Consider the following 26,283-nt stretch of genomic DNA (forward strand, 5'->3'; position numbering starts at 1 on the left):
CGCCAGTCAGTGCCGCAGGATCTTGCTCAGGAAGGCGCGGCTGCGATCGGTCCTGGGGTGCGAGAAGAACTCGTCGGGCGTGCCGCTTTCGACGATGGCGCCGGCGTCCATGAACACCACGCGCTGGGCGACCTTGCGGGCAAAGCCCATCTCATGCGTCACCACCATCATGGTCATGCCTTCCTCGGCAACCGCGACCATGACGTCGAGCACTTCCGAAATCATTTCGGGGTCGAGGGCGGAGGTCGGCTCGTCGAACAGCATGATCTTGGGGCGCATGCCGAGACAGCGGGCGATCGCCACACGCTGTTGCTGGCCGCCTGAAAGCTGCGCAGGATAGGCGTTGATCTTGTCGGCAAGCCCGACCTTGGCCAGCAGTTCGCGGCCGGCCTGCTCGGCCTCGGCGCGCGGGATCTTGCGGACATGGATCGGCGCCAGCGTGACGTTTTCGAGCGCGGTCTTGTGCGGGTAGAGGTTGAAGGACTGGAAGACGAAGCCGATCTCGGTGCGCAGCTTCGTCATGTTGGTGGTGGGGTCGCCGAGCCGCTGGCCGTCGACGACGAGGTCGCCATCCTTGATCGTCTCCAGCCCGTTGATGCAGCGGATAAGCGTGCTCTTGCCCGACCCGCTCGGGCCGCAAACGACGACCACTTCGCGCGGCTCGACGCTGAGTGTGATGTCCCTCAGCACGTTGAGCGTGCCGAACCATTTGTTGACGCCGCGAAAATCGATCATGCCCGTTTTGGTCATGTGGTCGGAACCTTTGGGTTCGATGTCATATCTGCACCTCGCCATGGGCGGCACCGATGCGACGTTCGAGCCGGCGGGCGAGCATGATCAGCGGATAGCAGACGAGGAAATAGCCGACGCCGACGAGGAAGAACACCAGCAGGCCGTTCGGCACGCGCTGCACCACCAGCCAGCCGACTCGGGTGAGGTCGGTCAGGCCGATCGCCGAGACGACGGAAGAATCCTTGATCAGCAGCACATATTGCCCGACCAGCGGCGGCAGCACGATGCGCATCGCCTGCGGCAGCACCACCTGGCGCATGCGCTGCCAGCGCGACAGGCCGGACGCCAGTGCCGCCTCGACCTGGCCCGTCGGAACCGAACGGATGCCGGCGGCGACGATCTCGCAGATGAAGCAGGCGGCGAGGTTGGTCAGCGCGATGATGCCGGCGGTGAAGGCGTCGAGCTCGATGCCCAGCTCCGGCAAGATGAAGAAGATCAGGAATATCTGCACCAGGAACGGCGTGCCGCGGATGAGGTCGACCCAGGCGCCGATTACGCTGGCGATCAACCGGTTGCCGCCGGTCCGCAAGATGCCGAGGCCGAAGCCGAGCAGGGTGCCCAGCACCAGGCTGATCAGCGACAGCACCACGGTCATGCCGAGGCCGCGCAGCGCCAGCGGATAGCTGCCCGCAAGGCTTTGCAACTGTTGCCAGATCATGCGCGCGCTCCCGCCGAGCCAAGCCAGCGGCCGGAGAGAACCGCCAGCCCTTTGAGTCCGTAATAAAGCAGGAGGTAGAAGGCGGCGATGGTGAGGAATCCTTCCGCCGGCATGAAGCGGTCGGAAGCGAGCAACTGGCCGGCGCGCGTCAGCTCGGCGACCGAGATCAGCGAGAGGAGCGCCGAATCCTTGACCAGCACAATCGCTTGTCCCAGCAGCGGAGGGATCGTCACCTTGAACGCCTGTGGCAAGACCACCAGGCGCATGCGCTGGACATAGGTCATGCCCGAAGCAACACTGGCCTCAACCTGGCCACGCGGGATCGACAGGATGCCGGCGCGAATGATTTCAGCAACATAGGCGCCGCTGTTCAGTGACAACGCGAGGATACCGACGACGAGTTCGGGCAGCACGAAACCGAGGCGCGGCAGGCCGAAATAGAGAAAATAGAGCTGTGCCAGCAAGGGCGTGGCGCGTACGGCGTCGATATAGGCCTTGGCCGGCACCCGAAACAGCCAGCTGCGCTGCAGGTTCATCGCGCACAGCAGGATGCCGACCGCGAGCGCGCCGAAAAAGGACAGCGCCGACAGCCACACGGTCGTGACCAGGCCCTGCCCGAACAGGGGCAGGTATTCGACGATGGTGCGGAAGCTGAAATTCTCGAGCATGGGCGTGAATGGGGGGTAGGGAATAGTGAGTAGTGAGTAGTGAGTAGTGAGTAGGCAGGCGGATCCTATTCACTACCCACTAATTCACTACTCACTAATGCCTAATCAGTGATCTTTCTTCCAGTCTTCCGAATTGACCCAGTAGTCGAGGTTCTTCTGCAGGCGGCCGTCGATGGTGACCTGGTTGAGGAACAGGTTCATCCAGATCAGGAGGTCCGGCTCGTCATAGCGGGTGGCGAAGGCAAGCGGCTCCTTCGAGAGGAGGTCCGGCATGATTGTGAAGGTGCCGGCCGGATAGGCTGTCGACTGGCCCTTGACCGCCGAGACGTCGTTGACGCCGCAATCGGCCTGGCCGTTGTTGACGGCGTCGAGCAGCAGCGGACCGCCGCCCTTGTAGCTCTTGATGTCGGCATCGGGGAAGGCGGCCTTGGCTTCCTTCTCGCCGGTGGCGCCGAGCAGCACGGCGATCTTGGTACCCTTGGCCTTGCAGTCCTCGGTGGTCTTGAACTTCCCGTCGGCCTTGGTGAAGACAGTGCTGCCAGTATACATGTAAGGCGTGGTGAAGGCGACCTTCATGCCGCGTGCCAGCGTCGGCGTCATGTCGGCGACCAGAAGGTCGGCCTTGCCCGAAAGCAGCGCCGGGATCAGGCCGTCCCAGTCGAAGTCGAGGAAGGTGATCTTGACGCCCATTTCCTTGGCCATCAGTTCGGCCAGTTCCACCGAGCTGCCGGTGCGTTCGCCATTGGCGCCGACCAGCGAGAAGGGCGGTCCCTGCGTCTGCACCGCGACACGCAGTTCGCCGCGCTTGGTGATGTCGTCGAGCGCTCCGGCGCTGGCGGCGGCGGTGAGGCCGGCCAGTGCGAGGCCGGCGATGAAAAGCTTGGCAATCTTCATTGGTTTCATTGGGCATTCCTCCTTTTGTCGTCTTGTTGTCTACCTTACAGGGTGCTTTTTGAGCGGCGGCGCCGTTGCCGGCGGCGGCCACCGTTCGAAAATCCGTCTCTTGGTGCCGGGCCTTCGTTTCGGCGACCGTGATGCCGCGCGTGGCCAACGCGTCGACGAAAGGCGCGTCCGGCACATGCAGCAGCGAGTTGAGCAGGCCGAGCCCCCGAGAACCGCTATCCTCATGCCGGCTCCTTGCGAATGCTGTCGTCCGACCAGCAGCCTTCCGGCAGGCTGACCCATTTGTTGCAGGACGCCATGACGACGAAGGTCTCGCTGCGCACGACCTCGCCCGGCTCGCCGGCGCCCGGGATCAACTCGCTGGTGACGCGGTAGAGATCGGCGACGTCTCCGGCCACCGTCACGTCGACGATGATGTCGAAGCGCCCGGTGACGACCGAGGCCGAGTTGACGAAGGGCAGTTCTGAAATGCGCTGCGCCAGTTCGCGGGCGCGGCCGCGCCCTTGCGCGTTGATGCCGACGATGGCCGAGATCAGTTCGGGCCGCTCCGTCAGGTTCAAGAGCCCGACGATCTTGAGCAGGTTGCGGTCGAGCAGGCTGCGCAGCCGCGTGCGCACCGTCGGCACCGAGATCGCCAGAATCTCGGCGAGGCGGTTGATGCCCGGCTGCGCGTCCTGCGACAGCTGTTTGACCAGACGCCGATCGGTCAGATCGAGATGTTCCCGCAAGTCCCCCGTCTTTCATAAAACGAAAAAAGCTAGGCGATTTTTTTGCCTATGTGCAAACAAGCTATTTCATGGATTCCTTAAAGGCAAGGCATGATTCCACGCGAATTCAGCATGTGGGCGGCGGCTTCACACCAGTGCAGCGACCAGCAGCTTGGCCTGCGGCGTCAACTTGTCGAAGCGGCGGGCGCAGAGATTGAGCTGGCGGGTTCCCCAGTCGTCCGTCAGCCGCAGGCTGCGCAGGCTGGGCACCGAGCGGCGCACGATGCTTTCCGGCACGATGGCGACGCCCGCGCCCTGGGCCACCAGCCTACACACATTGTCGAGGCCGGGCACGCGGATGCGAAAATGCAGATGACCGCCAAGGCGCGCGGCCTGGCGGGAGATGTGCTCCTGCAAGGGATGCCCGGCGCTCAGGCCGACAAAGGTTTCACCGAGAATGTCGGCGAGGCCGGTCGCGCGGCCTTCGAGGCCGGGGCGGTTGCGCGCGGCGATCACCACCAGCCTATCGACGAAGAACGGTTTCTGCTCGAGATGTGAAAGGCCGGCCCAGGTCGCGGCAATGCCGAGATCGGCTGCGCCGCTCGCCACCGCCTCGGCGATCTCGTGGCTGGGGCGCTCATCGAGCTCTACGTCGATGCCGGGATGCGCGACCAGAAAGGCCGGCAGCCTGTCGCGCAGAAGCTCGCTGGTGGCGGCCGTGTTCGCGAGCAGGCGGACCCGCGCGCGCAGGCCGGCGGCATAGGCGCCGAGCTCGCCGGCCATCGCCTCGATCTGGTTCTGCACCGCGCGTGCGTGGTGCAGCAGCGCCTGGCCGGCGGCCGTCGGCACCACGCCGCGCCGGCGGCGCTCCAGAAGCGGCGCGCCGAGCCTGTCCTCCATGCCCTTGATGCGAGCGCTGGCCGAGGCCAGCGCAAGGCCCGCGAGCTCGGCGCCATGGGTGATGCTGCCGCACTCGGCGACCAGCAGGAACAGCCGGAGATCGACCAGGTCGAAGCGCATCTTTTTCCTCCCGCAAGACAGCCCGGGCGATGGCCGCCATCACGCGATCGATGGCAGCGGGCCTCCCGGCTTGCGGCGCCAGCCTTCGTCTAAGCCGAAGGCTGGCGCCGCGATTTCCACATTGTGGGTGACGGCGAATTTCGTCAAACAGTTTCGGTGGAGGTCCATGATGAGAATGAGAAAACCGGCATCGAACCGGCAAGGGCTCGGCATCGCTGAAAGCGCGGCGATGCTGCTGGCGGTTGCCGTCGCCCTTCTGGCCATGGCGCGCTCGAATTCCGGCATGCCAGGATGCGCCATGACATCCGCCCTTGTCAGCAGCACCGCCGCCGGACCGGCGGCAGCCGGGGCCGACGCCGCCGACATGCTGCTCCATGATTGAGCCGCTGAGCGCCGCCGCCGTCGCCTGGGTCTGCGCCGTCTTCCTTGCCGCCGGCTTCGTCAAGGGCGTGGTCGGGATGGGCCTGCCGACAGTGGCGATGGGCCTGCTGGCGGTGACCATGGCGCCGGCCGAGGCGGCCACGCTTCTGCTGATCCCGTCGCTGGTCACCAACCTGTGGCAATTGTCCACCGGTCCTTCGTTCGGCGGGCTTGTCAGGCGGCTATGGACGATGATGGCCGGCGTGGTGATCGGCACCGTTGCCGGCGCCGGCCTGCTCACCGGCGCGCACACGGCGGCCGCGTCCGGCGCGCTCGGCGTGGCACTGATGCTCTACGCCTTTCTCGGCCTCGCCAAGGCCGGCTTTTCGACGCCGCCACGCCACGAGGCCTTGCTATTGCCGCTGGTCGGGGTGGCGACCGGCCTGGTCACCGGCGCCACCGGCGTCTTCGTCATTCCGGCGGTGCCCTACCTGCAATCGCTGCGGCTGGGCAGGGAAGAGCTGATCCAGGCGCTCGGCCTGTCCTTCACCGTGTCGACGGCGGCGCTGGCCATCGGGCTGTTCAGGGCAGGCGCCCTGGCCTCGCCGACGGCCGGGCTGGCGGGCTCGGTCGCGGCGCTGGCGCCTGCGCTCGCCGGCATGGCTGTCGGCCAAGCGCTGCGCCAGCGCATGAGCGTCGAGACTTTTCGCAAAGTGTTCTTCGCGGGGCTCTTGGCGCTGGGATTTTATCTGGTGGCCGAAGCGGCGTTCTGAGTGGCGCTTGCAGGGCGCCGACTGGCCGCACCCGGCCTACCGCACCACCAGGACCGGGATTTCGCTGTAGGACACGACTTCCGCTGTCTGGCTTCCCAGAACCAGCCTGCCCAGTCCGCGGCGGCCGTGCGAGGCCATGACGATCAGGTCGCAGCGTTCGGTCTGCGACAGTTCCAGGATCGCCTCGGCGGGCCTTCTGTCCTCGATGTGCACGACCTTGGCCGACACGCCCAGCCCCTCGGCGGAAGCCTTGCATTTGTCGAGCACTTCCTTGCCGTATTTGCGGGCTTCTTCCTGATAGGCGGCCAGCTCATCGCCCGCGGCGTAGCCGGCCATGGCGCCGCCCCAGGCGAAGATCGGGAATTGTTCCGAGACGGTGACGAAGGTCACGGTGGCGCCGATGCCCTTTGCCAGCCCGAGGCCGTGGGCAACGCCCTTGTCGGCCAGTTCCGACCCGTCGGTGGCGATGAGCAGATGTTTGTACATGATGATCGTGACCTATCGTGCTTGGTGAACTATGAACCACACATAATTATTCCCGGCGCCCAGTCATTGTGCCAATGCGGCGGGGATCAGGGCCAGGGAATGTGGTGGGCATTGACATGGACCGCACCCAAACGGGCGCTCCACCCCGGACTTTCGCGCCAACTGGATTCCCCTTCGCCGCATCGTCCTCTAAGGTGCGGCAACTTCGAAAGGCCGTCATGAGCAGTGCGTTTCCTCAAATCCATCTGGTCAGGCATGGCGAGACGGCGTGGAGCCTTTCGGGCCAGCACACCGGCCGCACCGACATGCCGCTGACAACGGCCGGCGAGGCGGCCGCGCGGGGTGTGGCGGATCGGCTGAAAGGCCTGCCGTTTTCGGCCGTGTGGTCGAGCCCCTCGCAGCGCGCCTACAACACCAGTCTGCTTGCCGGCTTCGGGGCGCAAAGCATCAAGATGGACGACCTGCAGGAATGGGACTACGGCGCCTATGAAGGGCGAACCACCAGGGAGATCCTGGCCGAACGGCCGGGCTGGAACGTCTTTCGCGACGGCTGCCCGCAAGGCGAAACGGCGGCCGATGTGGGCGCCCGCGCCGACAGGATCATCGATCGCCTGCGCGAGGCCAATGCCGACATGCTGATCTTTTCCAGCGCGCACTTCCTGCGCGTGCTCACCGCCCGCTGGCTCGGCTTGCCGCCGCAGGACGGCGCGCTGTTCGTGCTCGATACAGCCAGCATCAGCGTGCTCGGCTACGAGCATGACCTCGGCGAGCCGGTGGTGCGCAAGTGGAACGGGAAGTAGGGCGGCCTAGCTGTCGAACTTCCGGATCGCCTCGGCGGTTACAGGCGTGAAGAAATTCACCAGATTGCGGTCGGGGTCGCGGAACAGCAGCGAGCGGTTGCCCCAGGGCATGGTGGTAGGCTCCTGGACAATTGCACCCTTGATGGTTTCCGCCAGCCTGGCGAATTCGGCATCGACGTCGCCGACTCGGAATTCGATGATGGCCGTGCGGTTGTCGGCTGGGCGGGCGATGTCGCTGCCGAACAGCATCAGGGTGCGCGTGCTGCCGATCGCCAGCGTGCAGGCCGACGTCGCCAGTTCGGCGAAATCCTCCGTGTACATCGTCACCGGCATTCCGGTGATCTCGCCATAGAAGCGCACGAGGCGCTGGACATCGGACGTGATGATGCGGACAGAGACGAAATTCATCGCATTGGCTCCTTGATCGTCGAAGCCGCGGCTGGGCTCCCGGCCTTCTATAGGCCGGGGGGTCCTGACAGCTTTCCGTCAGGAGCCGGAAGTGCCGGCCGATTTGCCGAACGGCAGTGCCGACCTTGCGCCTATTCATCCCGCCAGCAGCGCCAATTCGTCGGGCGTCAAATGCCTCGCAGTACCCTTGGCGAGGTCGCCGAGCGGCAAGCTGCCAATGGCGATCCGGATCAGGCGCTTGACCTCAATGCCGTGGGCGGCGAGCAGGCGCCGGATGTGGCGATTGCGGCCCTCGTCGAGCACGATCTCCAGCCAGGCGGTGCGGCCGCCGCTGCGCAGCAGCTCGATCGAGTTCGCAGTCAGCATTTCACCCTCGACGGTAACGCCGGCGCGCAGCGCTTCCAGCACCGCCGCGTCGGGTACCGTGCCGATCTGGACATGATAGGTCTTGGGCAGATGCGAGGCCGGGTCCATCAGCCGGTTGGCAAAGCGCGTGTCGTTGGTCATCAGCAGCAGGCCCTCGCTCGCCTTGTCGAGCCGGCCGACGGGGGAGACGAAAGGCAGGTCGAGCCCTTCCAGGCAGGCATAGACGGTGTCGCGCTCCAGCGGGTCCTCGCGGGTGGTGACCAGCCCGCGCGGCTTGTTGAGCATGAGATAGACCTTGCGCTCGGCAACGATTTTTTCGCCGTCGACGGCGATGCGGTCGCGATCCATATCGACGCGCAGGGAAGCATCGCGCGCGACCTTGCCACCGACGCGCACACGGCCCTCGGCGATCAGCCGCTCGGCCTGCGTGCGCGAGCACAGGCCGAGCTTCGACAGCGCGCGGTTGAGGCTGACGCCGGGTCGTGGTGGTCGTGGAGCCATGCTGCTTCGGATCGATCCGTTGTACCGGCCCAGATGCCATGGCCGGCGACGGCTGCGCAAGCCGCCGCCAAGGTCGGGACCTTGCCGGACAGCGGTGCCGCCCGGCAAGCGCTAGTCGCGCCGGCTCAGGCCGCTTGCTCGGTCTCGCCCGCGATCCCGTTCAGCACGGCAAGCGCGTTGGCCGGCAGCTCCAACTCCGCCGCCGCCAGATTCTGCCGCAGATGCGCGACGGACGAGGTGCCGGGGATGAGCAGAATGTTGGGCGCGCGGCGCAGCAGCCAGGCGAGCGCCACCTGCATGGGCGTCGCGCCGAGTTTTTGCGCGACATCGGCCAGCGTGCTCGATTGCAGCGGCGTGAAGCCGCCGAGCGGGAAGAACGGCACATAGGCGATGCCGTCGGCGGCAAGCTCGTCGATCAGCGCGTCGTCCTCGCGATGCGCGATGTTGTACTGGTTCTGCACGCAGACAATGTCGACGATGCCGCGCCCCTGCGCGATCTGGGTTGATGTGACATTGCTCAAGCCGATATGGCGCACCAGACCCTGACGCTGCAGTTCGGCGAGCGTATTCAGTTGGGGTTCGAGCGAGCCTTCGGCCGGGCCGTGTATGCCGTGCATGGAGCGCAGGTTGACGATCTCGATCGTGTCCAGGCCGAGATTGCGCAAATTGTCGTGCACGGCCTGTGTCAGCTCCTGCGGTGACATTGCGGGGATCCATGATGCGTCCGCGCCACGCCGGGCACTGATCTTGGTGACGATGGTGAGGTTGGCGGGGTAGGGATGCAGGGCCTCGCGGATGATCCGGTTGGTGATGTGCGGGCCGTAGAAATCGCTGGTGTCGATATGATCGATACCGCTCGCCACCGCCTCGCGCAGCACGGCGAGTGCACCGTCATGGTCTTTTGGCGGGCCGAACACGCCGGGTCCGGCCAGTTGCATGGCGCCGTAGCCCATGCGCTTCACCGTACGGTCGCCGAGCTTGAAGGTTCCGGCCTTGCTGATGTCAGTCATGGTCTCAATCTCCTGTGGATCGGCCCAGATATAGACAATGCACGCTTGCGCGATAATATGGCGCAATCGGCACAGGCTGTGCAGAAAGGCGAACAATGGCGGATCTGGGCGACCTCCAGGCATTCATGGCGGTGGCGCGCGCCGGCGGCTTTCGCGAGGCGGCCAGGGTCAGCGGCGTCAGCGCCTCCAGCCTCAGCGAAACGGTGCGGCGGCTGGAGGCGGGGCTCGGCGTGCGGCTCCTCAACCGCACCACGCGCAGCGTCGCACCGACCGAGGCCGGCGCGCGCCTGCTGGAGCGGCTGGGCCCCGCGCTCGGCGAGGTCGAGGCAGCGCTCGATGTCGTCAACGGCTTTCGCGGCCGCCCGGCCGGCACGCTGCGGCTCAACGTGCCTGTCGTGGCGGCGAAACTGGTGCTGCCGCGCCTTCTGCCGCCCTTCCTTGCCGCCTATCCCGACATAAGACTGGAGGTGACCGCCGAGGACAGTTTCGTCGACATACTGGCGAGCGGCTGCGATGCCGGCATCCGCTATGACGAGCGGCTGGAGCAGGACATGATCGCCGTACCGATCGGCCCGCGCCGGCAGCGCTTCGCCACCGCTGCCGCAACGGCCTATCTCGACCGGCGTGGTCGGCCCGACCATCCGCGCGACCTGCTCGATCACGCATGCCTGCGCGGCCGCTTCGCCAGCGGCCTGACGCCGCCCTGGGAGTTCGAGCGCGACGGCGAGATAGTGAGCGTCGAGCCGACCGGGCCGCTGCTGGTCAGCACCGGCACGGCTATGGCGCTTGCGCTCGATGTGGCGGTCGCCGGCGGCGGCATCGTCTCGCTGTTCGAGGACTGGCTGCGTCCCTATTTCGACGATGGCCGGCTCGAGCCGGTACTGGAGCCCTGGTGGCAGGAGTTTTCCGGCCCATTCCTCTATTACCCCGGCCGCCGCCTCATACCGGCGCCGCTGCGGGCATTCATCGACTTTGTCGGCGGGATGCGGTGGTGAGGCGCCGCGATGACGGTTTCATGGGACGCATGGTCGGATGCAACCCGCTGCGCATTTTTCTGAAATTGTTTCGGAAAGAGCAACGATCATCGCAGCGGGTCCGATGACACTTACGCTTTGGGGCGCTTCGCCAGGGCGCGAATGCGGTCGGCGACCGCGCTGTCGACCGGATTGTAGACGGTCAGGCTCAGATCCGGGCGGCCGTCGACCGCGAACCCCGAATATTCCAGTTCGATATCGCCGAGCACCGGGTGCTTCAGCCGCTTGGTTCCGTCGCCATGGCTGAGCACGTCGTTCTCGCGCCACAGGGCGGCGAATTCGGGGCTGGCGCTGCACAGTTCGTCGACGAGTTCGCGTACCTCGGACACCGCGCCGGCACGCGCCGCGTCGGCGCGGAAGGCGCCCACCACGAAACGGGCGAGGCTTTCCCAGTCGTGCTGCTTTTCGCGCATGGCCGGGCTGCGGAACATGAAGCGCAGGATGTTGCGCTGGTCGGCGGGCAGGGCGCTGTAATCGGTCAGCACGACCTGGGCGGCGCGGTTCCAGGCAACGACATCCCAGGTGGCGGTCCTGACCAAGGCGGGGCTCGCTTCAAGCGTGTCGAGGAGGCGCTGCAGCCGGGGGCTGATGCCTTCCGCGCCGATATAGCGGACCTCGGGCGGGCGTCCGAGCCCGAGCATGAAAAGATGCTCGCGCTCGGCCTCGGTCAGCATCAGCCCCTTGGCAATGCGGTTCAGCACATCGGCCGAAGGCGCGCCGCCACGACCCTGTTCCAGCCATGTGTACCAGGTAGGGCTGATGTTGGCGCGCTGGGCCACCTCTTCCCGGCGCAGCCCCGGCGTGCGCCGACGCCCTGAAAATCCGAACGAGGCCGGATCGAGCCGGGTGCGCCGGTCTCTCAGAAACGCCGCGAGCGAACCGGCGGAATTGGTGGGCATCCTGTTAGCCATTATACCACGATAAGATCACTACTTTAATGGAATAATAGACCGGCGATACTGCGCAGGCAATCGTGCAGGAGAATTCGCATGCGTATCTTTTTGACCGGCGCGACCGGTTTCATCGGCTCGGCGCTCGTTGCGGAGCTCATCAAGGCGGGCCATCAGGTGGTCGGCGTCACTCGCTCCGAAGCGGGGGCCGAAGCGCTGACGGCGGCGGGCGCCGAAGTGCATCGGGGAACGCTCGAGGATCCCGAGGGCCTGCGCGAGGGCGCGGCGAAGGCGGAAGCGGTGATCCACACGGCGTTCGACCATGATTTCTCGCGCTTTGCCGAGAATTGCGAGAAGGATAGCCGTGTCATCGCGGCACTCGGCCAAGCATTGGCCGGATCCGACCGGCCGCTGGTGATCACTTCCGGCGTCGGCGTGGGCAGCCCCGGACATGGCGAGCTTGCCAGCGAGGACGTCTTCAACGCCAGCCATCCCAATCCGCGCATCGCCTCGGAGCTCGCCGGCAATGCCTTGCTGGAAGCCGGCGTCAACGTCTCGGTGGTGCGGCTGCCGCAGGTTCACAACCCGGTCAAGCAAGGGCTCATCACGCCGCTCATCGAAATCGTGCGCCAGAAAGGCGTTTCGGCCTATGTCGGCGAGGGCCGCAACCGCTATGCGGCGGGCCATCTCCTGGACGCGGCGCGCCTCTACCGGCTGGCAGTGGAAAAGCAGCAGCCCGGCGCGCGCTATCACGCGGTCGGCGAGGAAGGCGTCGAAGTACGCGCTATCGCGGAGGTGATCGGGCGGGGCCTCAACGTGCCGGTGGTTTCGATCGCGCCGGAACAGGCGGCGGAGCATTTCGGCTGGATGGCGATGTTCGCCCCGATGGATCTGCCGGCCTCCAGCGCGCTGACCCAGGCGCGGCTCGGCTGGCAGCCGACCGGCCCGACTCTGATCGCCGATCTCGAGGCCATGCAGTACGACGCATGATGCGCCGATAAAGCGTCGTCAGCCGACGGCGTAGCGCAAATGGACGAGCCCGTGGGCGAGGGCTTCGCAGCTTTTGAGCGACAGTTGCATCTTGCCCGCGAGGCCGGTTTCGCCGAATTCGACGAAACCCTGGTTAGCCGCCCGCCCGTCCAGGGCGGGAGCCACGAGAAGGCTGAGCTCGTCGACAAGGCCGGCCGCGAAGAAGGAACCGTTGATGCCGGCGCCGCCCTCGAGCAGCAGCCGGCGAATGGCGAATTCGCGGTTGAGAACTTCGAGCATCCGGCCGAGATCCATGTCGGCCGTTTCCGCCACGATATAGGACACGCCGTCGGCAGCGAGCTCGGCCAGGTGGCTGTCGGCGACATCGTGCCCAAGCAGCACCACGACATGGTCGCCGCCAATGTCGGGTTTGGAAAAGTGGAGCTTGCCCGAGGGATCGAGCGCCACCGCATAGCTGCCCGTACCGGTTTGCGCGACATGATAGGGTCGGTCGACCTTGCCCGCATCGGCCGGCGGGTGCGCGCCGGCCTTGCTCATCTCGGCCATGGTGACGCGGCCGACGATCCAGCCGTCGCCCGCAAACTCATTATGGATATGCTCGTAGAGGCTCGACCATTCGGCCCGGGTGCCATCGGGACTGGCCGTGTAGCGGCTCGGGTGGAGACTGCCGTCCAGCGACGCGATCATATGGCAGATGATATATGGTTTCATGCGGGTGTCTCCAGCAAACGAGCTCAGGCGCGGTTCAAACTAGGGCCAGCGCCGGAGATTGGAAGCTGGGCACTCGGCTCATCCAAATTCCGGCCATTGCCGTCTGGCCCTGTTATATCGATGTTGCACAAATGGTTGAGCCTGGGCTAGCATCCGTTTGCTGGTGCCGACGGGAGGTAGTTTTTGCAACGGCGATCAGCTGGAGCGGCATGCGTTAGCAACGCAAGGAGGATGCTCCAACACTTTGAACCGACGCATGATCCTTCCTGAAACCGTCCCGGTTTCCGGGGCCGTGCGTTCTTGTGGAGGAGGATCCCATGAACAGACGTGAATTCCTGATGACGTCCGTGGCCGCGGGCGCCATGGTGCTTGCCGCGCCCTCGGCATTTGCGCAGGACAAGCTCACCATTCTCGGCTCGGTGCCCAGTCTCGGCTTTCCGTTCTTCGTGCACATGCTGAACGCGATCAAGGCCGAAGCGCAGGCGCAGGGCGTCAACCTGACCGAGAGCGATGGCCAGAACTCGGCCACCAAGCAGACCGCCGACATCGAGGCGGCCCTGGTGCAGAAGGTCAACGCCATCGTGATCTCGCCGCTCGACGTCAACGCGCTGGCGCCGGCCATCGAGGAAGCGGTCAAGGCGGGCGTTCCCGTGGTCACGATCGATCGCCGCGTCGACGGTGTCGAGGGCATTCTCGCCCATGTCGGCGCCGACAACGTCAAGGGTGGCGAGGCGGAAGCTCAGGCCGTGGTGGCGGCATTCCCCAACGGCGCCAAATTGTTCCATCTGCAGGGCCAGCCCGGCGCCGGGCCGGCGATCGACCGCAACAAGGGCGTGCACAATGTGCTCGATCCCTTGAAGGACAAATACCAGATCGTCTTCGAGCAGACCGCCAATTTCGCCCGAGCCGAGGCGCTGTCGGTGACGGAAGCCGGCCTTGCCGCCAACGGCAAGCCGGACGCGATCGTCTGCGCCAATGACGACATGGCGCTGGGCGCCATGGAGGCTTGTGCCGCGCGCAACTTCACCGACGTCAAGATCTACGGCTTCGACGCGCTGCCGGAAGCGCTGGTCGCGGTCCGCGACGGCAAGCTCGCCGGCACGGTCGAACAATTTCCCGGCCAGCAGTCGCGCACGGCCGTGCAGATCGCCGTCGCCTACGCCAGAGACAAGACGGAGCCGAAGGAGAAGCTGGTGCTGTTGACGCCGATCGTCATCGGCAAGGACAATCTCGACAAGGCCGAGAGGTTGAACGAGACGAAGTGAGGGCTTGGTGCATGACGGACGGAGGTCGCGTTCTGTCGCGCCCCCCTCTGTCCTGCCGGACATCTCCTCCCTCGAGGGGGGAGATTGGCTGGTTCTCTGCTTTCGCCAATCTCCGACGTTGCAGGAAGAGTGCGCCATCAATACTGCCGATCTCCCCCCTCGAGGGGGAGATGGCCGGCAGGCCAGAGGGGGGCGTTCACGCGCTGAAGAGGCCAGCATGAATCGGATCGAGGAAGCAATCATTGGCTGAAGCCGCACCCGTCCTGCTCGCCGTCGAGGGCGTCACCAAGCATTTCGCCGGCGTCACCGCGCTGAACGATGTCTCGCTCGATATCAGGCCCGGCGAAATCCTCGGCCTGCTGGGCGAAAACGGCGCCGGCAAGTCGACGCTGCTGAAAATCCTGTCGGGCGTGATACCGCCCTCCAGCGGCCACATTGTCTTCGACGGCGCCGACTACCGGCCGTCGAGCCCGCAAGATGCCAAGCGGCTCGGCATCGTCACCATCTACCAGGAACTCAGCCTGATCCCGACGCTGACGGTGGCGGAGAATATCTTCATAGGCCGCGCCCCGACCGGTCCGCTCGGCCTTGTCTCCTGGCGCAAGATGGAGCAGGACTCCCGCACGATCATCGCCCGCGTCGGCCTCACGATCGATCCGATGACGCCGGTCTCGGCGCTTTCGGTGGCCGAGCAGCAGCTCGTCGAGATTGCACGGGCGCTGTCGCTGAAGAGCCGGCTGATCATCATGGACGAGCCGACATCAGCGCTAACCGAGACAGAGGTGCAGCGGCTGCTGTCGATCATGGACAGGCTGCGCAAGGACCATGTCGCCATCATGTTCGTCACCCATCGGCTGGAGGAGGCCGCCGCCATCTGCGACCGCATGACGGTGCTCCGGGACGGCAGGTTGGCCGGCAATCTCGACCGCGAAGGCGGGCCGATCCGATTGCCGCGCATCATCGAGAAAATGGTTGGCCGCGCGGCGTCCGAACTCTATGCGCGGCCGGCGCAGCGCACGGTGGCCGGCGACGTCGTGTTGTCGGTGCGCGGATTGCGCACCGTGCGCGACCCCGAAGCGCCGCACGCCATCGTGCTCGACGGCGTCGATATCGACCTGAAGGCCGGCGAGATCCTGGGTGTCGCCGGGCTGGTCGGCTCGGGCCGCACCGAGCTGGCGCGCGCCATTTTCGGCGCCGACCGCATCGCGGCGGGCACGATCACGCTCGACGGCAGGCCGATCGCTCCGGCCTCGCCGGCGGACGCCATCAAGCTCGGCATCGGCCTGGTGCCGGAGGACCGCAAGCACCAGGCGATCTTTGCCGCATTGGGCATATTGGTGAATTTTTCGGTGGCCTCGCTCGGCCGCTTCAGCAACGGTTTTGGGTTCATGGCCGAGCGGCGCGAGCGCGATGCGCTGGCGGGGTTCCGGAAAATGCTGTCGATCCGCATGGCGTCGGCCGAGCAGGCGATCGAGGGCCTGTCGGGCGGCAACCAGCAGAAGGTGATCCTGGCGCGCTGGCTGGCGCGGGATCCCAAGGTGCTGATCGTCGACGAGCCGACGCGCGGCGTCGACGTCGGCGCCAAGGCCGAGGTGCACCAGATCCTGGTGCAATTGGCAGCGCGCGGCATAGCGGTGATGATTATTTCGTCCGAGCTGCCCGAAGTGCTGGCTGTGTCGGACCGGATCGTGACCATGCGCAAGGGACGCATCACCGGGCAGATGCCGGGCATCGAGGCAAGCGAGGAAAAACTGATGGAACTGATGGCGCTCGACCAGCCGGGAGCGGTTGAGGAGGAGGCACGATGAGCGTGGCCGAGGAGCATAGCCGGCGTGGCGGCATCAGCATTGCGCGGCTCTTGATGAATTTCGGGCCGCTGCTGTTCCTGGCGGCGCTCGTGGTCGTCTTCACCGTGCTGAAGCCGAGCTTCATCGATCCGATCAATCTGTTCAACATCACCCGCCAGATATCGATCACCGGGCTGATCGCGCTCGGCATGACCTTCGTCATCCTTACCGCCGGCATCGATCTCTCGGTCGGCTCGCTGCTGGCCTTCTGCGGCATGGTGGCGGCCGTGGTCGCCAAGGGCGGCACTGCCAACACGCTGTCGCTGTCGACGTCGGGAACGCAGGGCTATGGCTGGTTCGCGGCGCTGCTCGCTGCCGTGGTAGTGGGGGCGGTGGCCGGCGGTGTTCAGGGCTTTGCCATCACCAGGCTGAAAGTGCCGCCCTTCGTCGTCACGCTGGGCGGGCTCACCGTGTTTCGCGGCCTGACGCTGACCATCTCCAATGGCGGCCCGATCTCGGGCTTCGACGCTTCCATGCGCTGGTTCGGCACCGGGCTGATCGGCCCCGTGCCGGTGCCGGCGATCATCTTCGCGGCGGCCGCCATCCTGTGCCACATCGTGCTGCGCTACACGCGCTATGGACGCGCCGTCTACGCCGTCGGCGGCAATGCCGAGGCCGCACGGCTGTCGGGCCTGCGCGTCGACCGCATCCTGGTCTCTGTCTATGTCATCGTCGGCTTCTTCGCCGGGCTCGCCGCCTTCGTGCTGTCGGCCAGGCTGAATTCGTCCGAAGCGGTGGCCGGCATCGGCTACGAGCTGACGGTCATCTCGGCCGTCGTCATCGGCGGCACCTCGCTGTTCGGCGGCATCGGCTCGGTCGGCGGCACGGTGGTGGGCGCCGCCCTGATCGGCGTGCTGCAGAATGGGCTCCAGTTCAACAACGTCTCGTCCTACACGCAAAGCATCGTCATCGGCCTGATCCTGATCCTGGCGGTGGCGTTCGATCGCTGGCTGAAGTCGCGGGTGAGGCGCTAATTCCTTCTCCCCCTTGTTGTGGGAGAAGGGGAAATCGCCGCTCTGCCATAGGCAGGAGAGCTCGCCACCTTTCTTGCAAAACAACCCCCCTTTGCTAGAAGGATTTCCGGCGGGTGGCATTCTGAGAGAACCTCATGTTTGCCGATATCATCAGACCGATCAGCTTGAGTTTTTCGCTGCTGCGGCGGTTCTGGCCGCAGCTCGTCGTGCTGGTGCTGGCCGGTGTTCTGGCCGGCGATCTCTTGCTGCAACTGGCGGCCAAGGTGCCGCTCGCCAACCATTTCGCCGGGCTCGCCATGCTGACGCTGGTGGCGCTGGCCCAACTGGTGGTGACGGTGGCGATGTTCCATGTGCTGCGTCCCGGCTTGCCCCATGTGCTGGCCGCGCAGCGTGGCGCGGAAAACGCCGCGGTCGCCGAGGGGGAGGGAACCGCGGACCGGCGCGGTTCGCGGCTGGTGCGGATGATCACCATCGCGCTGTTGCCCTTCTTCGCCTATTATGCCGCCTGGGGATTCCTCGGCGACATCGTGCGCCAATATTCGCGCGAAACGCTCGACCAGGCCGGCTTCGGCCAGAGCGCCAATGTTCTGGACGTGCTGGATTCGCGCTGGCTGCTGGTCTCGGTGGCGGTGTCCTGGCTCGTCCGCCGGATGGCCAAGTTCATGCAGGCGAAAACGGGCGCCGGCTCGTTCTGGCAGATCGTGGTGGTGATCTGCGAGACCAACTGGATCTTCGTCGGTCTCTACGTCATCAGCCGCTGGAAGGACAGCGCGTTGCAATGGCTGATGAGCCGCAATTTCTGGTCGGTTCTGCAGGCGTCGGCCGACGGGCTGGCGAGCCCGGTGCCGGCGGCGGCGGCCGCGCCCATGGTGCCGGTCGAGATCACCTCGGTCGCGCCCTCGACAGTCGCCGTCAACCTGTTCTTCTACATGCTCTTGCCGCTGATCTGGCTGGTCATGGCGGCGCTTATCTATGGCTATGACGTGCGCGACGACGCGGCACTGATGCGCGTGCATGGCAGGCTGGAACGTGTCGGCAAGCGCTATGCCGGCCTGCCGAAATTCCTGCGCGATTTCGTCGAGCATTTCGTCGCCGGCTACCGCTCGCGCTATCTGCCGATCGCCAATGGCGTGCGGCTGACGGTAAGCTCCAGCCTCGTATTGCTGTGTACGCTGATCGTCGGCTATCGACTGCTCGACTGGGGCGCGGCCTGGCTGTGGCTCGGCGCGACGCGGCTGATCGGCCCGCACGAGCTCGACGTCTGGCAGATCCTGTCGCATGGCGTGACGCTGTTGTTCGGCAGCCCGTTCCAGGATTCCTCCACCGGCATCCTGATCGAGCCGCTGCGCATCTGCTTCCTCGCCGCCGTGCTGGAGACGGCGTTCTCGCTTTCCAAGGGGACGGTTGAGGCGGACGGTCGTTCCCGGTAGCGACGGGAACAGCGGGTCGCGTATCCTTGTCGCGCCTTGCCATGTGCGTGTGATGGGGCGAAAATGCGGTCTTTCCTGGTCTCGTAAACAGACCGCCTGTTTGCATTCGCAAGATCGAAGAGAATGCCATGACTTACTTCTTCCGCCGTCGAAGTGAGGCAATGACCTTCGGCCTGCCTGTGGTCTGCTGCGCGCTGGCGTTGATACTGCAATCGAACATAGAGCCGATCGAAGATTACCGGACGGCGATTGTGGTGGTCGTTGCCGGCATATCGATCGTTCTTACCCTGGCAACCGTCTTTGCCGTGGTGCGACATGCGGAGGCGATAGCCCGACGCGTCGGACAGCCATACGGCACCCTGGTCCTTACCTTGGCCGTAACGACGATCGAAGTGTCGATCATCGTCTCGATGATGCGACATGGCGCCAACAATCCGACCCTGGCGCGAGAATCCGTGTTCTCCACGGTCATGATCGTTTGCACCGGCATCGTAGGGCTGTGCCTGACACTTGGCGGGTGGCGGCACCGCCACCAGGACATCCGAAGGCAAGGCACAAGTTCCTTTCTTTCGGTGCTGATCGCGATCACGGTGCTGACGATGGTGCTTCCGAACTACACGCTTGCCACCAGCCCCGGGACATTTTCTCCCACGCAACTGGCCTTCGTCGCGCTGCTGTCGCTCTTGCTCTACGGCAGTTTCGTTTTCGCCCAGAGCTACAGCCAGAAAGAGGACTTCCTGGAGGTGCAGGTGCGTGAAAGCGCTCCGGAAAGCCATTCTCCGCAGGTTCACGGCGTGCCGACCCATTTCGTCTTTCTGCTTCTGGGACTGGTCGGGATCGTTCTGCTGACGGAACGGGTCGCGGCTGGCGTCGAAGATGGCCTTTCCTACCTGCAAATCCCGCAATCGGATGCGATCGTCGGCGCGATGATCGCGTTCGTCGTGCTGCTCCCGGAGGCGATCTCCGCCATCAAGGCATCGTGGGGGAATGAGCTCCAGCGCGCATTGAACGTCGCTTTGGGCTCGGCGTGCGCGACCATCGGACTGACGATCCCGGCAGTGGCGGCGGCCAGCCTCATCACCGGAAAGTCGCTCAACCTCGGTCTCGGTCCGAGCGACGTGATTTTGCTGGCTCTGGCCCTTGCGGTGAGTGTCGTAAGTTTCAGTACCGGACGCACGACGGTTCTCACCGGACTTGCTCACCTCGTCGTCTTTGTTGCCTACGTCCTGTTGATCGCCGTGCCGTGACTCCGGACTGCCGGCGCTGTCGCTACTTCGGCGGCCGCTGAAACCGCAGGTACCACGGCCGCTCGCTTCCCAGCCCAATGGCGGGACGGATGGTCTTGATGGCATCCTCGGGCACGATGAAGGTGTCGCCGATGGTGATGACGTCGCCTGTCTTGGCGCCGGAGAAGATCGCCGAGGTGCAGTTCATCACGCCGTCCGGCAGTCTGACGCCCGAAATCACGTCGGGGAGCCAGCGGCGGCCGACGGCATCGGTCAGCATCAGCTTGCAGCCCAGCCATTGCTTCTGCAAGTCGGGATCGCCGACGGTGACGGAGAAGGTGGCGATGACGGCGAAGGCCTGATCGGGCAAGCGGCCGACCTTGCCGCCGCGCAGGTCCGCCAGTTTCCAGTCGCTGCCGCCGAAGTGCGCGGACTGGCCAAACTCGACATGCCTGGCGATGAGGTCTTCGCCGCCCAGCCATTCGCGCAGGCTGTCATGGCTGGTCTCGGCCAGCGTCAGCGGCAGCAGGACGGCGAGTGCGGCCAGGCTGCGCCGGCGCCATTTTTTCTCGGCCTGCCGCCCGGCCGCCGGCTCCATGCCGGTCGAGACGGCGCTCATGGCTTGCCCTGCAATGTCGGGCCGGCAGAAGTCTGGCCCGGTGGTGCATCCAGATCGTATTGCGGCAGGATGCCGGCCGGTTGTCCATCGGCACCGGCCGGCAACCCGTCGAAGCTGATGCGGGCCTGCGCATCGAGCGCGCCGAATTGGCGTTCCGAGACCAGCAGCCTGGCGCCGCGGATCTGGTCGGGCGGCACTTCGAAGACGAACAGGCCGCGTTTTTGCAAGCCGGGATCGACGCCGTGCGGCGGCATGTCCTGGCGATAGCCCAGCCGCTCCGTCTGGCGGTAGCGCAGACCGGTCGGACCTTGCCAGGTGCCGTCCGCGACCGTGATGGAGGCGTAGGTCGCGGTGAGGCTGGTCGTCACCACCGCCCACACGCCGCTCGTCGTCAAAAGCTTTTGCTGTCCGAACTGGTTGGTCTTCAGCGCGCGGGCGAAGACGACCTCGTCCAGCCGCACGTCGAAGCTGCGCGCCCGCACCGTGTCGTGCATGGCGCCGTCGACCGGGATGGGCGCGGTGAGGTCGGCATAATGCGGCTTGGAAAGCTGCATGCCGTAGCTCAGCGCCACGGTGGCGGCGAGAATCACGAGATTGCCGAGGACCCGCATGCTCATGAGCCGGCTCCCGGCGTGTCCGTTGTCGGCATATTGGCGAGGGGCAAGGTGACTGTGCCGAGACGGTAGGGATTGTACCAGCCGGGCGTGCCATAGAGATTGTCGCGCGGCTTGAAGATTTCCGCGGTGACGCCGAAGGCGAGCGTCGGCGGCAGGGCGGCGTCGCCGGCCAGCGGCCAGACATAGGCCAGGCGCTCGGTCATGCCGGGGTGCAGTTCCGGCGCCAGGGTCGAATCGCGTATCAGGGCGATCATCGGCATCGGGTCCGGCAGAGTGATCCCCTCCGGCTTGAAGACAGCGAAATAGGCCTTGTTGGATTCGGCCGTGCGGTTGGTCATGTCGGCCTCCAGCACCAGTGCCTTCTGGCCTGGTTTCAGCGGCACGCCATGGATTTCGGCATGGCTGACATAGGCACGCACCGGCTTGATGCGCCAGCGGCCGGCATCGACGGCGGCATCGGACGGCAATTGCGGCGGAGGGTGAGCGGGCAGGGCGCCAAAGGCGCCCATGAGGCCGGCGGCCAACAGCGCGGCGATGGTTCCCGCGCCTGCCGTCATCCAGGCCTGGATTCTTGAACGGGCAGTCTTGAACATTCCCTGCTATGCACGTCGAACGATCAGCCACCCGCAGGCAATCTAGGAAGAAAACGCGCGGATGGGAACCCGTAAATGGCGGCATTGCCCAGCTCTTCTCGTGGCTGCCTTTCCCTCGTGACGCGGTGTGGTCGCCGATGGCTTGGCGGGCCCGCCTATGCCGCCTCCAAGGCCCAGACGCGGTGGCCGTAGCGGCGGAGGAAGCGCGCCAGCAGCCGTTGTTGCCTCGCCCTGGCGAGGTCCGCCAGGCGCCGTTCCTGGCGCCAGCGCGGCATGTTGCGCCAGAAGGAGATGAAGCGGGCGGCGTCCTCGATGGCTTCTTGTGCCGATAGCGCCGGGCCGATCGCTGCCAGGAAACGCGCTTCCGATTGTTTCAGCGCGTCGACGACCGCCTTGCGCCTGAAATGGCCGAGGCGCGCCTGGCGGATGCCGTGTTCGCGGATTCTCGCGAAGGCCTCGATGAGAGCGTGACTGTCGCCGCCATAGCCGCAGGCGTGAGCGAAATCGGCGGAAAGGGCGTCCATCGTCTCTCCCGGGGTTCTGCACGCGCGCCGACTCGGCTTTGCAAGCTACATAGAAGCATAACTCAATAATTGGCGAAAGAGAAACTTTTGCGGAGCCCTGAAAGATGCGACTCGACTCTCGTTTCAAAACACAGGAATATGCGAACAAACAAGGAACAAAGAGGCGAGCCGCGATGGCATTGACGGGCAAGGGATCAGTGATTGCGGATGTCGTTTCGATATCGGTCGAATGCGCCGATTGCGGCCGCAACAGGTGGTGGAAGCCCGATCAGCTGAAGCGCTTCGGCGTGACTGGCAATACGCCGCTGGCAGCGCTTTCGGGCCGGCTGGTCTGCTCGGCCTGCCGCGCCGACGGGCTGCCGGGCACGGCGATCCAGATCCGGGCGGCGTTTATCGACGAGCGCCAGCGCGTGCGCAGCGAGGCGCTGATGCTGAGCGAGCGTGAGATGCCGCTGGAGGGATCGGGGCGGGCGTGAAGGCGAGGGGGTCGACGCTGGGTTTTGCCTGCTCTCCTTGTGGGAGGAAGAATTGCCCCGTCGCCCTCAATAGCCCAGCAATTCCTTCAACGGAATGACCCGCCAGACCTGCTTGATGGCATAGCGGTTGAAGGTCAACGTCTTCGGCGGATTGTACTGTTCGACCACCAGTTCGGCGGCGGTGCGCTTGACCAGCTTCTTGATGAAGGCCTTGCCGTTGCGTTCGTTCTCTTCCGGGAAGGTTTCGATCACCACATGATCGCCCGGGACGGCATCGCGGCCGCCGCAATAGATCAGGTCTCCGGGCTCGTAACGGGGCACCATGGAATCCGAGAGCACGTGCAGCGCGAACACCTTGGCCAGGTTGCGGATGCCGGGTGGGCGCTGGACGTAGCCGGCGGGCTCGCCGTTGAAGGTGAAATCGCCGTCGTCGCCGCCAACCGCGGCGCCCAGCACCTGGATGTCCATCGGCCCGGCGGGGGGCGGCCCGGCATCGGTGACGATCTCGGCGTCGTTGACCGGTCCGGCATCGTCGAGGAAAACCACCTCGCCCTTGCCGAGCGCCACCGGGTCGACACGCAGAAAGGCGGCGGTCTTCAGGAGGTTTTCCGTCTTGGGCAGGTTGCGACCGGTTTCCCAATTGCCGACGGCGGCGACGTCGGTGTCGTTGTGCTCGGCGATGTGGCGCATGACCAGGCCGCGCTGCTTGCGCGCCTGGCGGATTGCCGCTCCGACCTTGACCGACAGTTGCGTTTTCACCATGGCACCCATGTGACCAACAAGCGTTGCTTTCGTCCATGAAAGAATGGCTTGCATAACTTTTTGAGTTATGCTTATATCCGTTCATGCAAAAGCTCAACCCCTTTCGAGTCGAAAGCGCCCTCAGGCCAGCTTCGTGCGAGCCGGCCAGCGCTCATTCCCTTTCGCCCCGGCTGTCCTCCTCCCCGGCCAGGGTGAAGCGTGAGGCTGACTGCCCCGATGCATCAGCCGCACGTCCGGTCCGCCCGTCACCGGCGGCCGGAACGGCCGGAGCCGCCGCTCCCCGCGGCTCCGGCCTCCAACTCAGCGCGGTGCGGATCCGCTCCCTGATACGCACCGAGGACGGCACCGTGATCCTGCTCGACAGGCAGACGGGCAGGGCGGTTTCCGCACCCGACCGGGTGACCGCAGAGGCGCGCCTCGCTGCGCTGGGCGGCCGGCCGGACTGAGGCTGCCAGCCCGACGGCCGACAGGCCGGATCGAACCCGACAATGCCCACCGCCTGCGGCGGGCCGACACAGACACTCGCCGGCGGCGTCGCGCGCTGCCGCGGCCGCGCAATGAACGGAGACCAGACATGGCACTTTATGGCGACAAGGACTTGCAGGCGATCGCCGGCTGGCTGACGGACGGACTTTCCGCCTCGCGCATCGCGGCTCGGTTCAGCGCGTCGAGAGGCAGCCCGGTGTCGCGCGACGCCATTATCGGCATCGTTCACCGCAACGCCATGCTGAGTTCGATCGGCTTTGCCAACAGCAAGCGCATCGCGGCAGCCGAGAGGGCGAATGACAAGGCCGCGGACCGCGCCGCCAAGGCCGGACGCAAGCGCGTGCCGAAGGGTGAAGGTGCGGAACGCCTCGCAGCGCGCGAGGCCGGCGTACTGATCGCGGACGGGCAAGCCTACCGCCTGGAGGTGCCGGTGCCGCAGCGAAGCCCGATCGGCCGCCAGCCGCATGGGGTGGCAATGCGCTTCGTCGACTGCCTGTTCGGCCGCTGCCGCGCTCCGCTCGACCTGACGCTGGAGCCAAATCCGGAAAACGATGCGCCCGGCGGCCGGCCGGGCGTCCACATGCTGTGCTGCGGCATGCGCACAAGGGCGATGAAAAGCTACTGCACCTATCACCAGGCGCGCTTCCGCCGGCGTGTCTGCGAGGCGGGGTGAGCTTCCTCCCGTTCTGGAGAGACGATGCCGGCAAGAGGCAATGCCGGTCAGGATTGGAACACAGCCGAGAGTTTGGGAGAGTGGTTCAAATGCAAGGTATCGAAGCGTTGGCGCCTCTCATTGGCCTGCTAACCATTTCTCTCCATAAGGGTGGGAGAAAGAAGCTGGCTGCAACGCTGGCTTTTCTTCTGCAATGGTGGCGATCTGGCGGGAACGGCGGCCACGCAACGCCTTTATTTTGGCAGATCGTGGCCCTGCTTTGGCATCCGCACGCTCATTGCATCAGGCATCACTGGCCGGCCGTCGTCGCCGGCCAATATGCGGGTAACCCGGGCGAAGCCGGTGAACGCTTTCATCGCGTCGGCGTGCGAAATCTGCGCCGCGATGGCCGAGCTGCACGCGTTGAGCGCACTACGGTAGACGTGACCACGCCGTTCAACCGGCCAGCGCTGCAGGAAGTCGGCTGCCTCAGCGACGTTATCGATCACCTCGACATGCCCGTCCAGGCATACTTTGAGCGGAGATCCTGTTTTCATGGTACCCACGGCGGTTACCTTGGCGTTGCGCGCGGCTCGAAGGCCAGCGGTTATCAACGTGCAAGACAGCGGCGCGGTTGCATCACGTTTTCAGCCGCCTCACGGGCCCGCAGCGGCGTCGAGCCATTCATGGGCGCGGCTACGCGGCTTCGCCACCAGCAGCCCCTGCTGTCCTGCCGCCTTGGTGAAAGCCTCGAAGGCGACGCGCTGGCGGCAGCTGCCATCGATGGCGAGCCTGACCAGCCTTGTCGCATCCAGATAGGCGGTGTCCGTCTTGTCAGGCCATTGCCGGCGAAGCGCGGTCGCCGCCTGGGCGATGGAGCCCACCAGCATGGTCTTGTTGTCGCAGAAGCGCAAGGTCACCGGCATGAAGGCGGTCATGGGCATACCTCCTGTTGGTTTGGTGCGGCACAACGCCCAGCCTCGCCGCTGGTTCCGGCGCACGCAGCCAATTTCGCCAGGGATTGCGGCCCCCGCCAGCCAGCACCTCAATCCACTCCCCCACAAGGACGCAACCATGAGCAAGAAAGCCGCCAGATCAGCTAAACCGCAGACGCCGAAGCTGCCGAAGGGCGAGGCCGAGCAGGTGCGCATCCGCCGCGAGGTTGGCCATGATTTCGCGTTGCGGGACGACGAGTTCGGCCGCAAGCGGCTCGCAACCGGCACGTCGGAGGCGCGGCGCGTCTATGAGGTGTCCAATGACGGCCATACCTCCACCGGTGGTATCGTGCGGGTGCGCAGCATCGATCCGCTGCTGGGCATCACCTCGCTGTCGCACCAGCAGCGCGAGGCTGGTCTGCGCTACCGCGAGGATTTCCGCGCCAGCCAGCAGGCTGGTATCAAGCCGATGCGCTGGAGCGAACGCGTCGACGGCGACGGGATAAGCGGCGGCATCGCCGACAGCGTGCTCAATGCCGGACGGTCGCACGCCGCCGCGACCCGCGCGCTCGGCCATTGGGAGGTGGTCGGCGTGGTGCGGAAGATCGTGTGCCTGGAGCAGTCGGTCAGAGGCGTGGCGGGAGAGATGAGCGAGGGCAGGGACGTGGCGGCAAAGCTGTTGAGAATCGGGCTCGATCTGCTGGCGATGCACTACGGGATGATGATGCGAAAATAGTAGCCGGTGCAGCGCGCACGGCAGTGGCGCCATGCATGGGCTGTGCACGACAATCCGGCCGACG

33 protein-coding genes and 1 pseudogene are annotated in these 26,283 nt (G+C 65.6%); 15 read left to right on the forward strand and 19 right to left on the reverse strand.

Annotated elements, in window-relative coordinates:
• Nucleotides 1–6: 6 nt before the first annotated feature.
• The 6 genes from LB533_RS19645 to LB533_RS19670 all read right to left on the reverse strand — a co-directional run bounded on the left by LB533_RS19645 (nt 7) and on the right by LB533_RS19670 (nt 4,748).
• A complete protein-coding gene (locus tag LB533_RS19645) occupies nt 7–750 on the reverse strand; it encodes an amino acid ABC transporter ATP-binding protein (RefSeq protein ID WP_318012448.1) in 744 nt (247 codons plus the stop codon).
• Nucleotides 751–775: 25 nt separating this feature from the next.
• Nucleotides 776–1,450: an amino acid ABC transporter permease gene (locus LB533_RS19650; RefSeq protein ID WP_224677977.1), complete on the reverse strand. Its 675-nt coding sequence runs from the start codon at nt 1,448–1,450 to the stop codon at nt 776–778.
• Entirely contained in the window at nt 1,447–2,118 is a 672-nt protein-coding gene (locus LB533_RS19655; RefSeq protein WP_140642122.1) for an amino acid ABC transporter permease, read from the reverse strand. The genes LB533_RS19650 and LB533_RS19655 overlap by 4 nt, the downstream gene beginning before the upstream one ends.
• Nucleotides 2,119–2,223: 105 nt before the next feature.
• Entirely contained in the window at nt 2,224–3,012 is a 789-nt protein-coding gene (locus LB533_RS19660; protein ID WP_140642124.1) for an ABC transporter substrate-binding protein, read from the reverse strand.
• A gap of 230 nt (nt 3,013–3,242) precedes the next feature.
• Nucleotides 3,243–3,749 (reverse strand): Lrp/AsnC family transcriptional regulator, encoded by a 507-nt coding sequence (locus tag LB533_RS19665; RefSeq protein WP_224677978.1) that lies wholly within the window; start codon nt 3,747–3,749, stop codon nt 3,243–3,245.
• Nucleotides 3,750–3,875: 126 nt separating this feature from the next.
• Nucleotides 3,876–4,748, reverse strand: a complete 873-nt coding sequence (locus LB533_RS19670) for a LysR substrate-binding domain-containing protein (protein ID WP_224677979.1) — start codon at nt 4,746–4,748, stop codon at nt 3,876–3,878.
• Nucleotides 4,749–4,923: 175 nt separating this feature from the next.
• Between LB533_RS19670 and LB533_RS19675 the strand changes: the two genes are divergently transcribed.
• Together LB533_RS19675 and LB533_RS19680 are read left to right on the forward strand one after the other, a co-directional pair.
• A complete protein-coding gene (locus LB533_RS19675; protein WP_224677980.1) occupies nt 4,924–5,130 on the forward strand; it encodes a hypothetical protein in 207 nt (68 codons plus the stop codon).
• Entirely contained in the window at nt 5,123–5,881 is a 759-nt protein-coding gene (locus tag LB533_RS19680) for a sulfite exporter TauE/SafE family protein (protein ID WP_140642035.1), read from the forward strand. The genes LB533_RS19675 and LB533_RS19680 overlap by 8 nt, the downstream gene beginning before the upstream one ends.
• Before the next feature lie 36 nt (nt 5,882–5,917).
• Here the strand turns inward: LB533_RS19680 and LB533_RS19685 are convergent, their stop codons facing one another.
• On the reverse strand, nt 5,918–6,367 hold the full coding sequence (locus tag LB533_RS19685) for a universal stress protein (protein ID WP_224677981.1): 450 nt from the start codon (nt 6,365–6,367) through the stop codon (nt 5,918–5,920).
• A gap of 218 nt (nt 6,368–6,585) precedes the next feature.
• Here LB533_RS19685 and LB533_RS19690 point away from each other — a divergent pair, with 218 nt between their 5' ends.
• The gene (locus LB533_RS19690; RefSeq protein WP_140642039.1) at nt 6,586–7,167 is read left to right on the forward strand and encodes a histidine phosphatase family protein; all 582 of its coding nucleotides are present in this window, start codon (nt 6,586–6,588) and stop codon (nt 7,165–7,167) included.
• 6 nt (nt 7,168–7,173) lie between these two features.
• Here the strand turns inward: LB533_RS19690 and LB533_RS19695 are convergent, their stop codons facing one another.
• The 3 genes from LB533_RS19695 to LB533_RS19705 all read right to left on the reverse strand — a co-directional run bounded on the left by LB533_RS19695 (nt 7,174) and on the right by LB533_RS19705 (nt 9,452).
• Nucleotides 7,174–7,575 carry a VOC family protein gene (locus LB533_RS19695; RefSeq protein WP_140642041.1) on the reverse strand — a complete coding sequence of 134 codons (402 nt, stop codon included), beginning with the start codon at nt 7,573–7,575 and terminating at the stop codon, nt 7,174–7,176.
• A 135-nt stretch (nt 7,576–7,710) separates the two neighbouring features.
• Complete coding sequence (locus LB533_RS19700; RefSeq protein ID WP_224557506.1) at nt 7,711–8,442, reverse strand: pseudouridine synthase; 732 nt, start codon at nt 8,440–8,442, stop codon at nt 7,711–7,713.
• A gap of 125 nt (nt 8,443–8,567) precedes the next feature.
• Nucleotides 8,568–9,452, reverse strand: a complete 885-nt coding sequence (locus LB533_RS19705) for an aldo/keto reductase family oxidoreductase (RefSeq protein ID WP_140642045.1) — start codon at nt 9,450–9,452, stop codon at nt 8,568–8,570.
• Nucleotides 9,453–9,547: 95 nt separating this feature from the next.
• Here LB533_RS19705 and LB533_RS19710 point away from each other — a divergent pair, with 95 nt between their 5' ends.
• Nucleotides 9,548–10,447 carry a LysR family transcriptional regulator gene (locus tag LB533_RS19710; protein ID WP_140642047.1) on the forward strand — a complete coding sequence of 300 codons (900 nt, stop codon included), beginning with the start codon at nt 9,548–9,550 and terminating at the stop codon, nt 10,445–10,447.
• A gap of 110 nt (nt 10,448–10,557) precedes the next feature.
• Here the strand turns inward: LB533_RS19710 and LB533_RS19715 are convergent, their stop codons facing one another.
• Nucleotides 10,558–11,385 (reverse strand): helix-turn-helix transcriptional regulator, encoded by an 828-nt coding sequence (locus tag LB533_RS19715; RefSeq protein WP_181169448.1) that lies wholly within the window; start codon nt 11,383–11,385, stop codon nt 10,558–10,560.
• Nucleotides 11,386–11,475: 90 nt separating this feature from the next.
• Here LB533_RS19715 and LB533_RS19720 point away from each other — a divergent pair, with 90 nt between their 5' ends.
• Complete coding sequence (locus tag LB533_RS19720) at nt 11,476–12,366, forward strand: SDR family oxidoreductase (protein WP_140642050.1); 891 nt, start codon at nt 11,476–11,478, stop codon at nt 12,364–12,366.
• Nucleotides 12,367–12,384: 18 nt separating this feature from the next.
• On the opposite strand, the gene LB533_RS19725 is transcribed toward LB533_RS19720, so the two are convergent.
• Nucleotides 12,385–13,077, reverse strand: a complete 693-nt coding sequence (locus LB533_RS19725; RefSeq protein ID WP_140642052.1) for a RibD family protein — start codon at nt 13,075–13,077, stop codon at nt 12,385–12,387.
• A gap of 317 nt (nt 13,078–13,394) precedes the next feature.
• On the opposite strand from LB533_RS19725, the gene LB533_RS19730 reads away from it, so the two are divergent.
• The 6 genes and pseudogenes from LB533_RS19730 to LB533_RS19750 all read left to right on the forward strand — a co-directional run bounded on the left by LB533_RS19730 (nt 13,395) and on the right by LB533_RS19750 (nt 19,840).
• Nucleotides 13,395–14,342, forward strand: coding sequence for a substrate-binding domain-containing protein (locus LB533_RS19730; RefSeq protein ID WP_140642054.1), 948 nt, complete (start codon nt 13,395–13,397; stop codon nt 14,340–14,342).
• Nucleotides 14,343–14,665: 323 nt separating this feature from the next.
• Nucleotides 14,666–15,094 (forward strand): annotated as a pseudogene (locus LB533_RS30185) (ATP-binding cassette domain-containing protein); the annotation flags it as partial.
• Nucleotides 15,068–16,150 (forward strand): sugar ABC transporter ATP-binding protein, encoded by a 1,083-nt coding sequence (locus LB533_RS19735; RefSeq protein ID WP_411908905.1) that lies wholly within the window; start codon nt 15,068–15,070, stop codon nt 16,148–16,150. The pseudogene LB533_RS30185 and the gene LB533_RS19735, both read left to right, overlap by 27 nt.
• Entirely contained in the window at nt 16,147–17,163 is a 1,017-nt protein-coding gene (locus LB533_RS19740) for an ABC transporter permease (protein WP_140642058.1), read from the forward strand. The genes LB533_RS19735 and LB533_RS19740 overlap by 4 nt, the downstream gene beginning before the upstream one ends.
• Before the next feature lie 134 nt (nt 17,164–17,297).
• Nucleotides 17,298–18,593 carry a hypothetical protein gene (locus tag LB533_RS19745; RefSeq protein ID WP_224677982.1) on the forward strand — a complete coding sequence of 432 codons (1,296 nt, stop codon included), beginning with the start codon at nt 17,298–17,300 and terminating at the stop codon, nt 18,591–18,593.
• Between the two features lie 161 nt (nt 18,594–18,754).
• Nucleotides 18,755–19,840 (forward strand): calcium:proton antiporter, encoded by a 1,086-nt coding sequence (locus tag LB533_RS19750; protein ID WP_224677983.1) that lies wholly within the window; start codon nt 18,755–18,757, stop codon nt 19,838–19,840.
• Between the two features lie 22 nt (nt 19,841–19,862).
• Here LB533_RS19750 and LB533_RS19755 read toward each other — a convergent pair whose 3' ends face one another.
• The 4 genes from LB533_RS19755 to LB533_RS19770 form a co-directional block, all read right to left on the reverse strand.
• Nucleotides 19,863–20,438 carry a hypothetical protein gene (locus LB533_RS19755; RefSeq protein ID WP_140642064.1) on the reverse strand — a complete coding sequence of 192 codons (576 nt, stop codon included), beginning with the start codon at nt 20,436–20,438 and terminating at the stop codon, nt 19,863–19,865.
• Nucleotides 20,435–21,055, reverse strand: a complete 621-nt coding sequence (locus LB533_RS19760; RefSeq protein WP_224677984.1) for a hypothetical protein — start codon at nt 21,053–21,055, stop codon at nt 20,435–20,437. Before LB533_RS19760 ends, LB533_RS19755 begins: the two co-directional genes overlap by 4 nt.
• A complete protein-coding gene (locus LB533_RS19765) occupies nt 21,052–21,648 on the reverse strand; it encodes a hypothetical protein (protein WP_224677985.1) in 597 nt (198 codons plus the stop codon). Before LB533_RS19765 ends, LB533_RS19760 begins: the two co-directional genes overlap by 4 nt.
• A 155-nt stretch (nt 21,649–21,803) precedes the next feature.
• Nucleotides 21,804–22,172: a hypothetical protein gene (locus LB533_RS19770; RefSeq protein WP_224677986.1), complete on the reverse strand. Its 369-nt coding sequence runs from the start codon at nt 22,170–22,172 to the stop codon at nt 21,804–21,806.
• A 173-nt stretch (nt 22,173–22,345) separates the two neighbouring features.
• Here LB533_RS19770 and LB533_RS19775 point away from each other — a divergent pair, with 173 nt between their 5' ends.
• Nucleotides 22,346–22,648, forward strand: a complete 303-nt coding sequence (locus LB533_RS19775) for a hypothetical protein (RefSeq protein WP_140642072.1) — start codon at nt 22,346–22,348, stop codon at nt 22,646–22,648.
• A 66-nt stretch (nt 22,649–22,714) separates the two neighbouring features.
• Here the strand turns inward: LB533_RS19775 and LB533_RS19780 are convergent, their stop codons facing one another.
• Nucleotides 22,715–23,419, reverse strand: coding sequence for an XRE family transcriptional regulator (locus LB533_RS19780; RefSeq protein ID WP_140582698.1), 705 nt, complete (start codon nt 23,417–23,419; stop codon nt 22,715–22,717).
• Between the two features lie 299 nt (nt 23,420–23,718).
• Between LB533_RS19780 and LB533_RS19785 the strand changes: the two genes are divergently transcribed.
• A complete protein-coding gene (locus LB533_RS19785) occupies nt 23,719–23,856 on the forward strand; it encodes a hypothetical protein (protein WP_224677987.1) in 138 nt (45 codons plus the stop codon).
• A gap of 128 nt (nt 23,857–23,984) precedes the next feature.
• On the forward strand, nt 23,985–24,569 hold the full coding sequence (locus LB533_RS19790) for a GcrA cell cycle regulator (protein ID WP_224677988.1): 585 nt from the start codon (nt 23,985–23,987) through the stop codon (nt 24,567–24,569).
• A 233-nt stretch (nt 24,570–24,802) separates the two neighbouring features.
• Here the strand turns inward: LB533_RS19790 and LB533_RS19795 are convergent, their stop codons facing one another.
• Together LB533_RS19795 and LB533_RS19800 are read right to left on the reverse strand one after the other, a co-directional pair.
• On the reverse strand, nt 24,803–25,105 hold the full coding sequence (locus LB533_RS19795; protein WP_224678042.1) for a DUF982 domain-containing protein: 303 nt from the start codon (nt 25,103–25,105) through the stop codon (nt 24,803–24,805).
• Between the two features lie 99 nt (nt 25,106–25,204).
• Complete coding sequence (locus LB533_RS19800) at nt 25,205–25,486, reverse strand: DUF982 domain-containing protein (RefSeq protein WP_224677989.1); 282 nt, start codon at nt 25,484–25,486, stop codon at nt 25,205–25,207.
• Between the two features lie 136 nt (nt 25,487–25,622).
• On the opposite strand from LB533_RS19800, the gene LB533_RS19805 reads away from it, so the two are divergent.
• Nucleotides 25,623–26,219 carry a DUF6456 domain-containing protein gene (locus LB533_RS19805; RefSeq protein ID WP_224677990.1) on the forward strand — a complete coding sequence of 199 codons (597 nt, stop codon included), beginning with the start codon at nt 25,623–25,625 and terminating at the stop codon, nt 26,217–26,219.
• Nucleotides 26,220–26,283 lie beyond the last annotated feature (64 nt).

It is taken from the genome of Mesorhizobium sp. BR1-1-13 (assembly GCF_020165515.1).
Classification (GTDB): domain Bacteria; phylum Pseudomonadota; class Alphaproteobacteria; order Rhizobiales; family Rhizobiaceae; genus Mesorhizobium.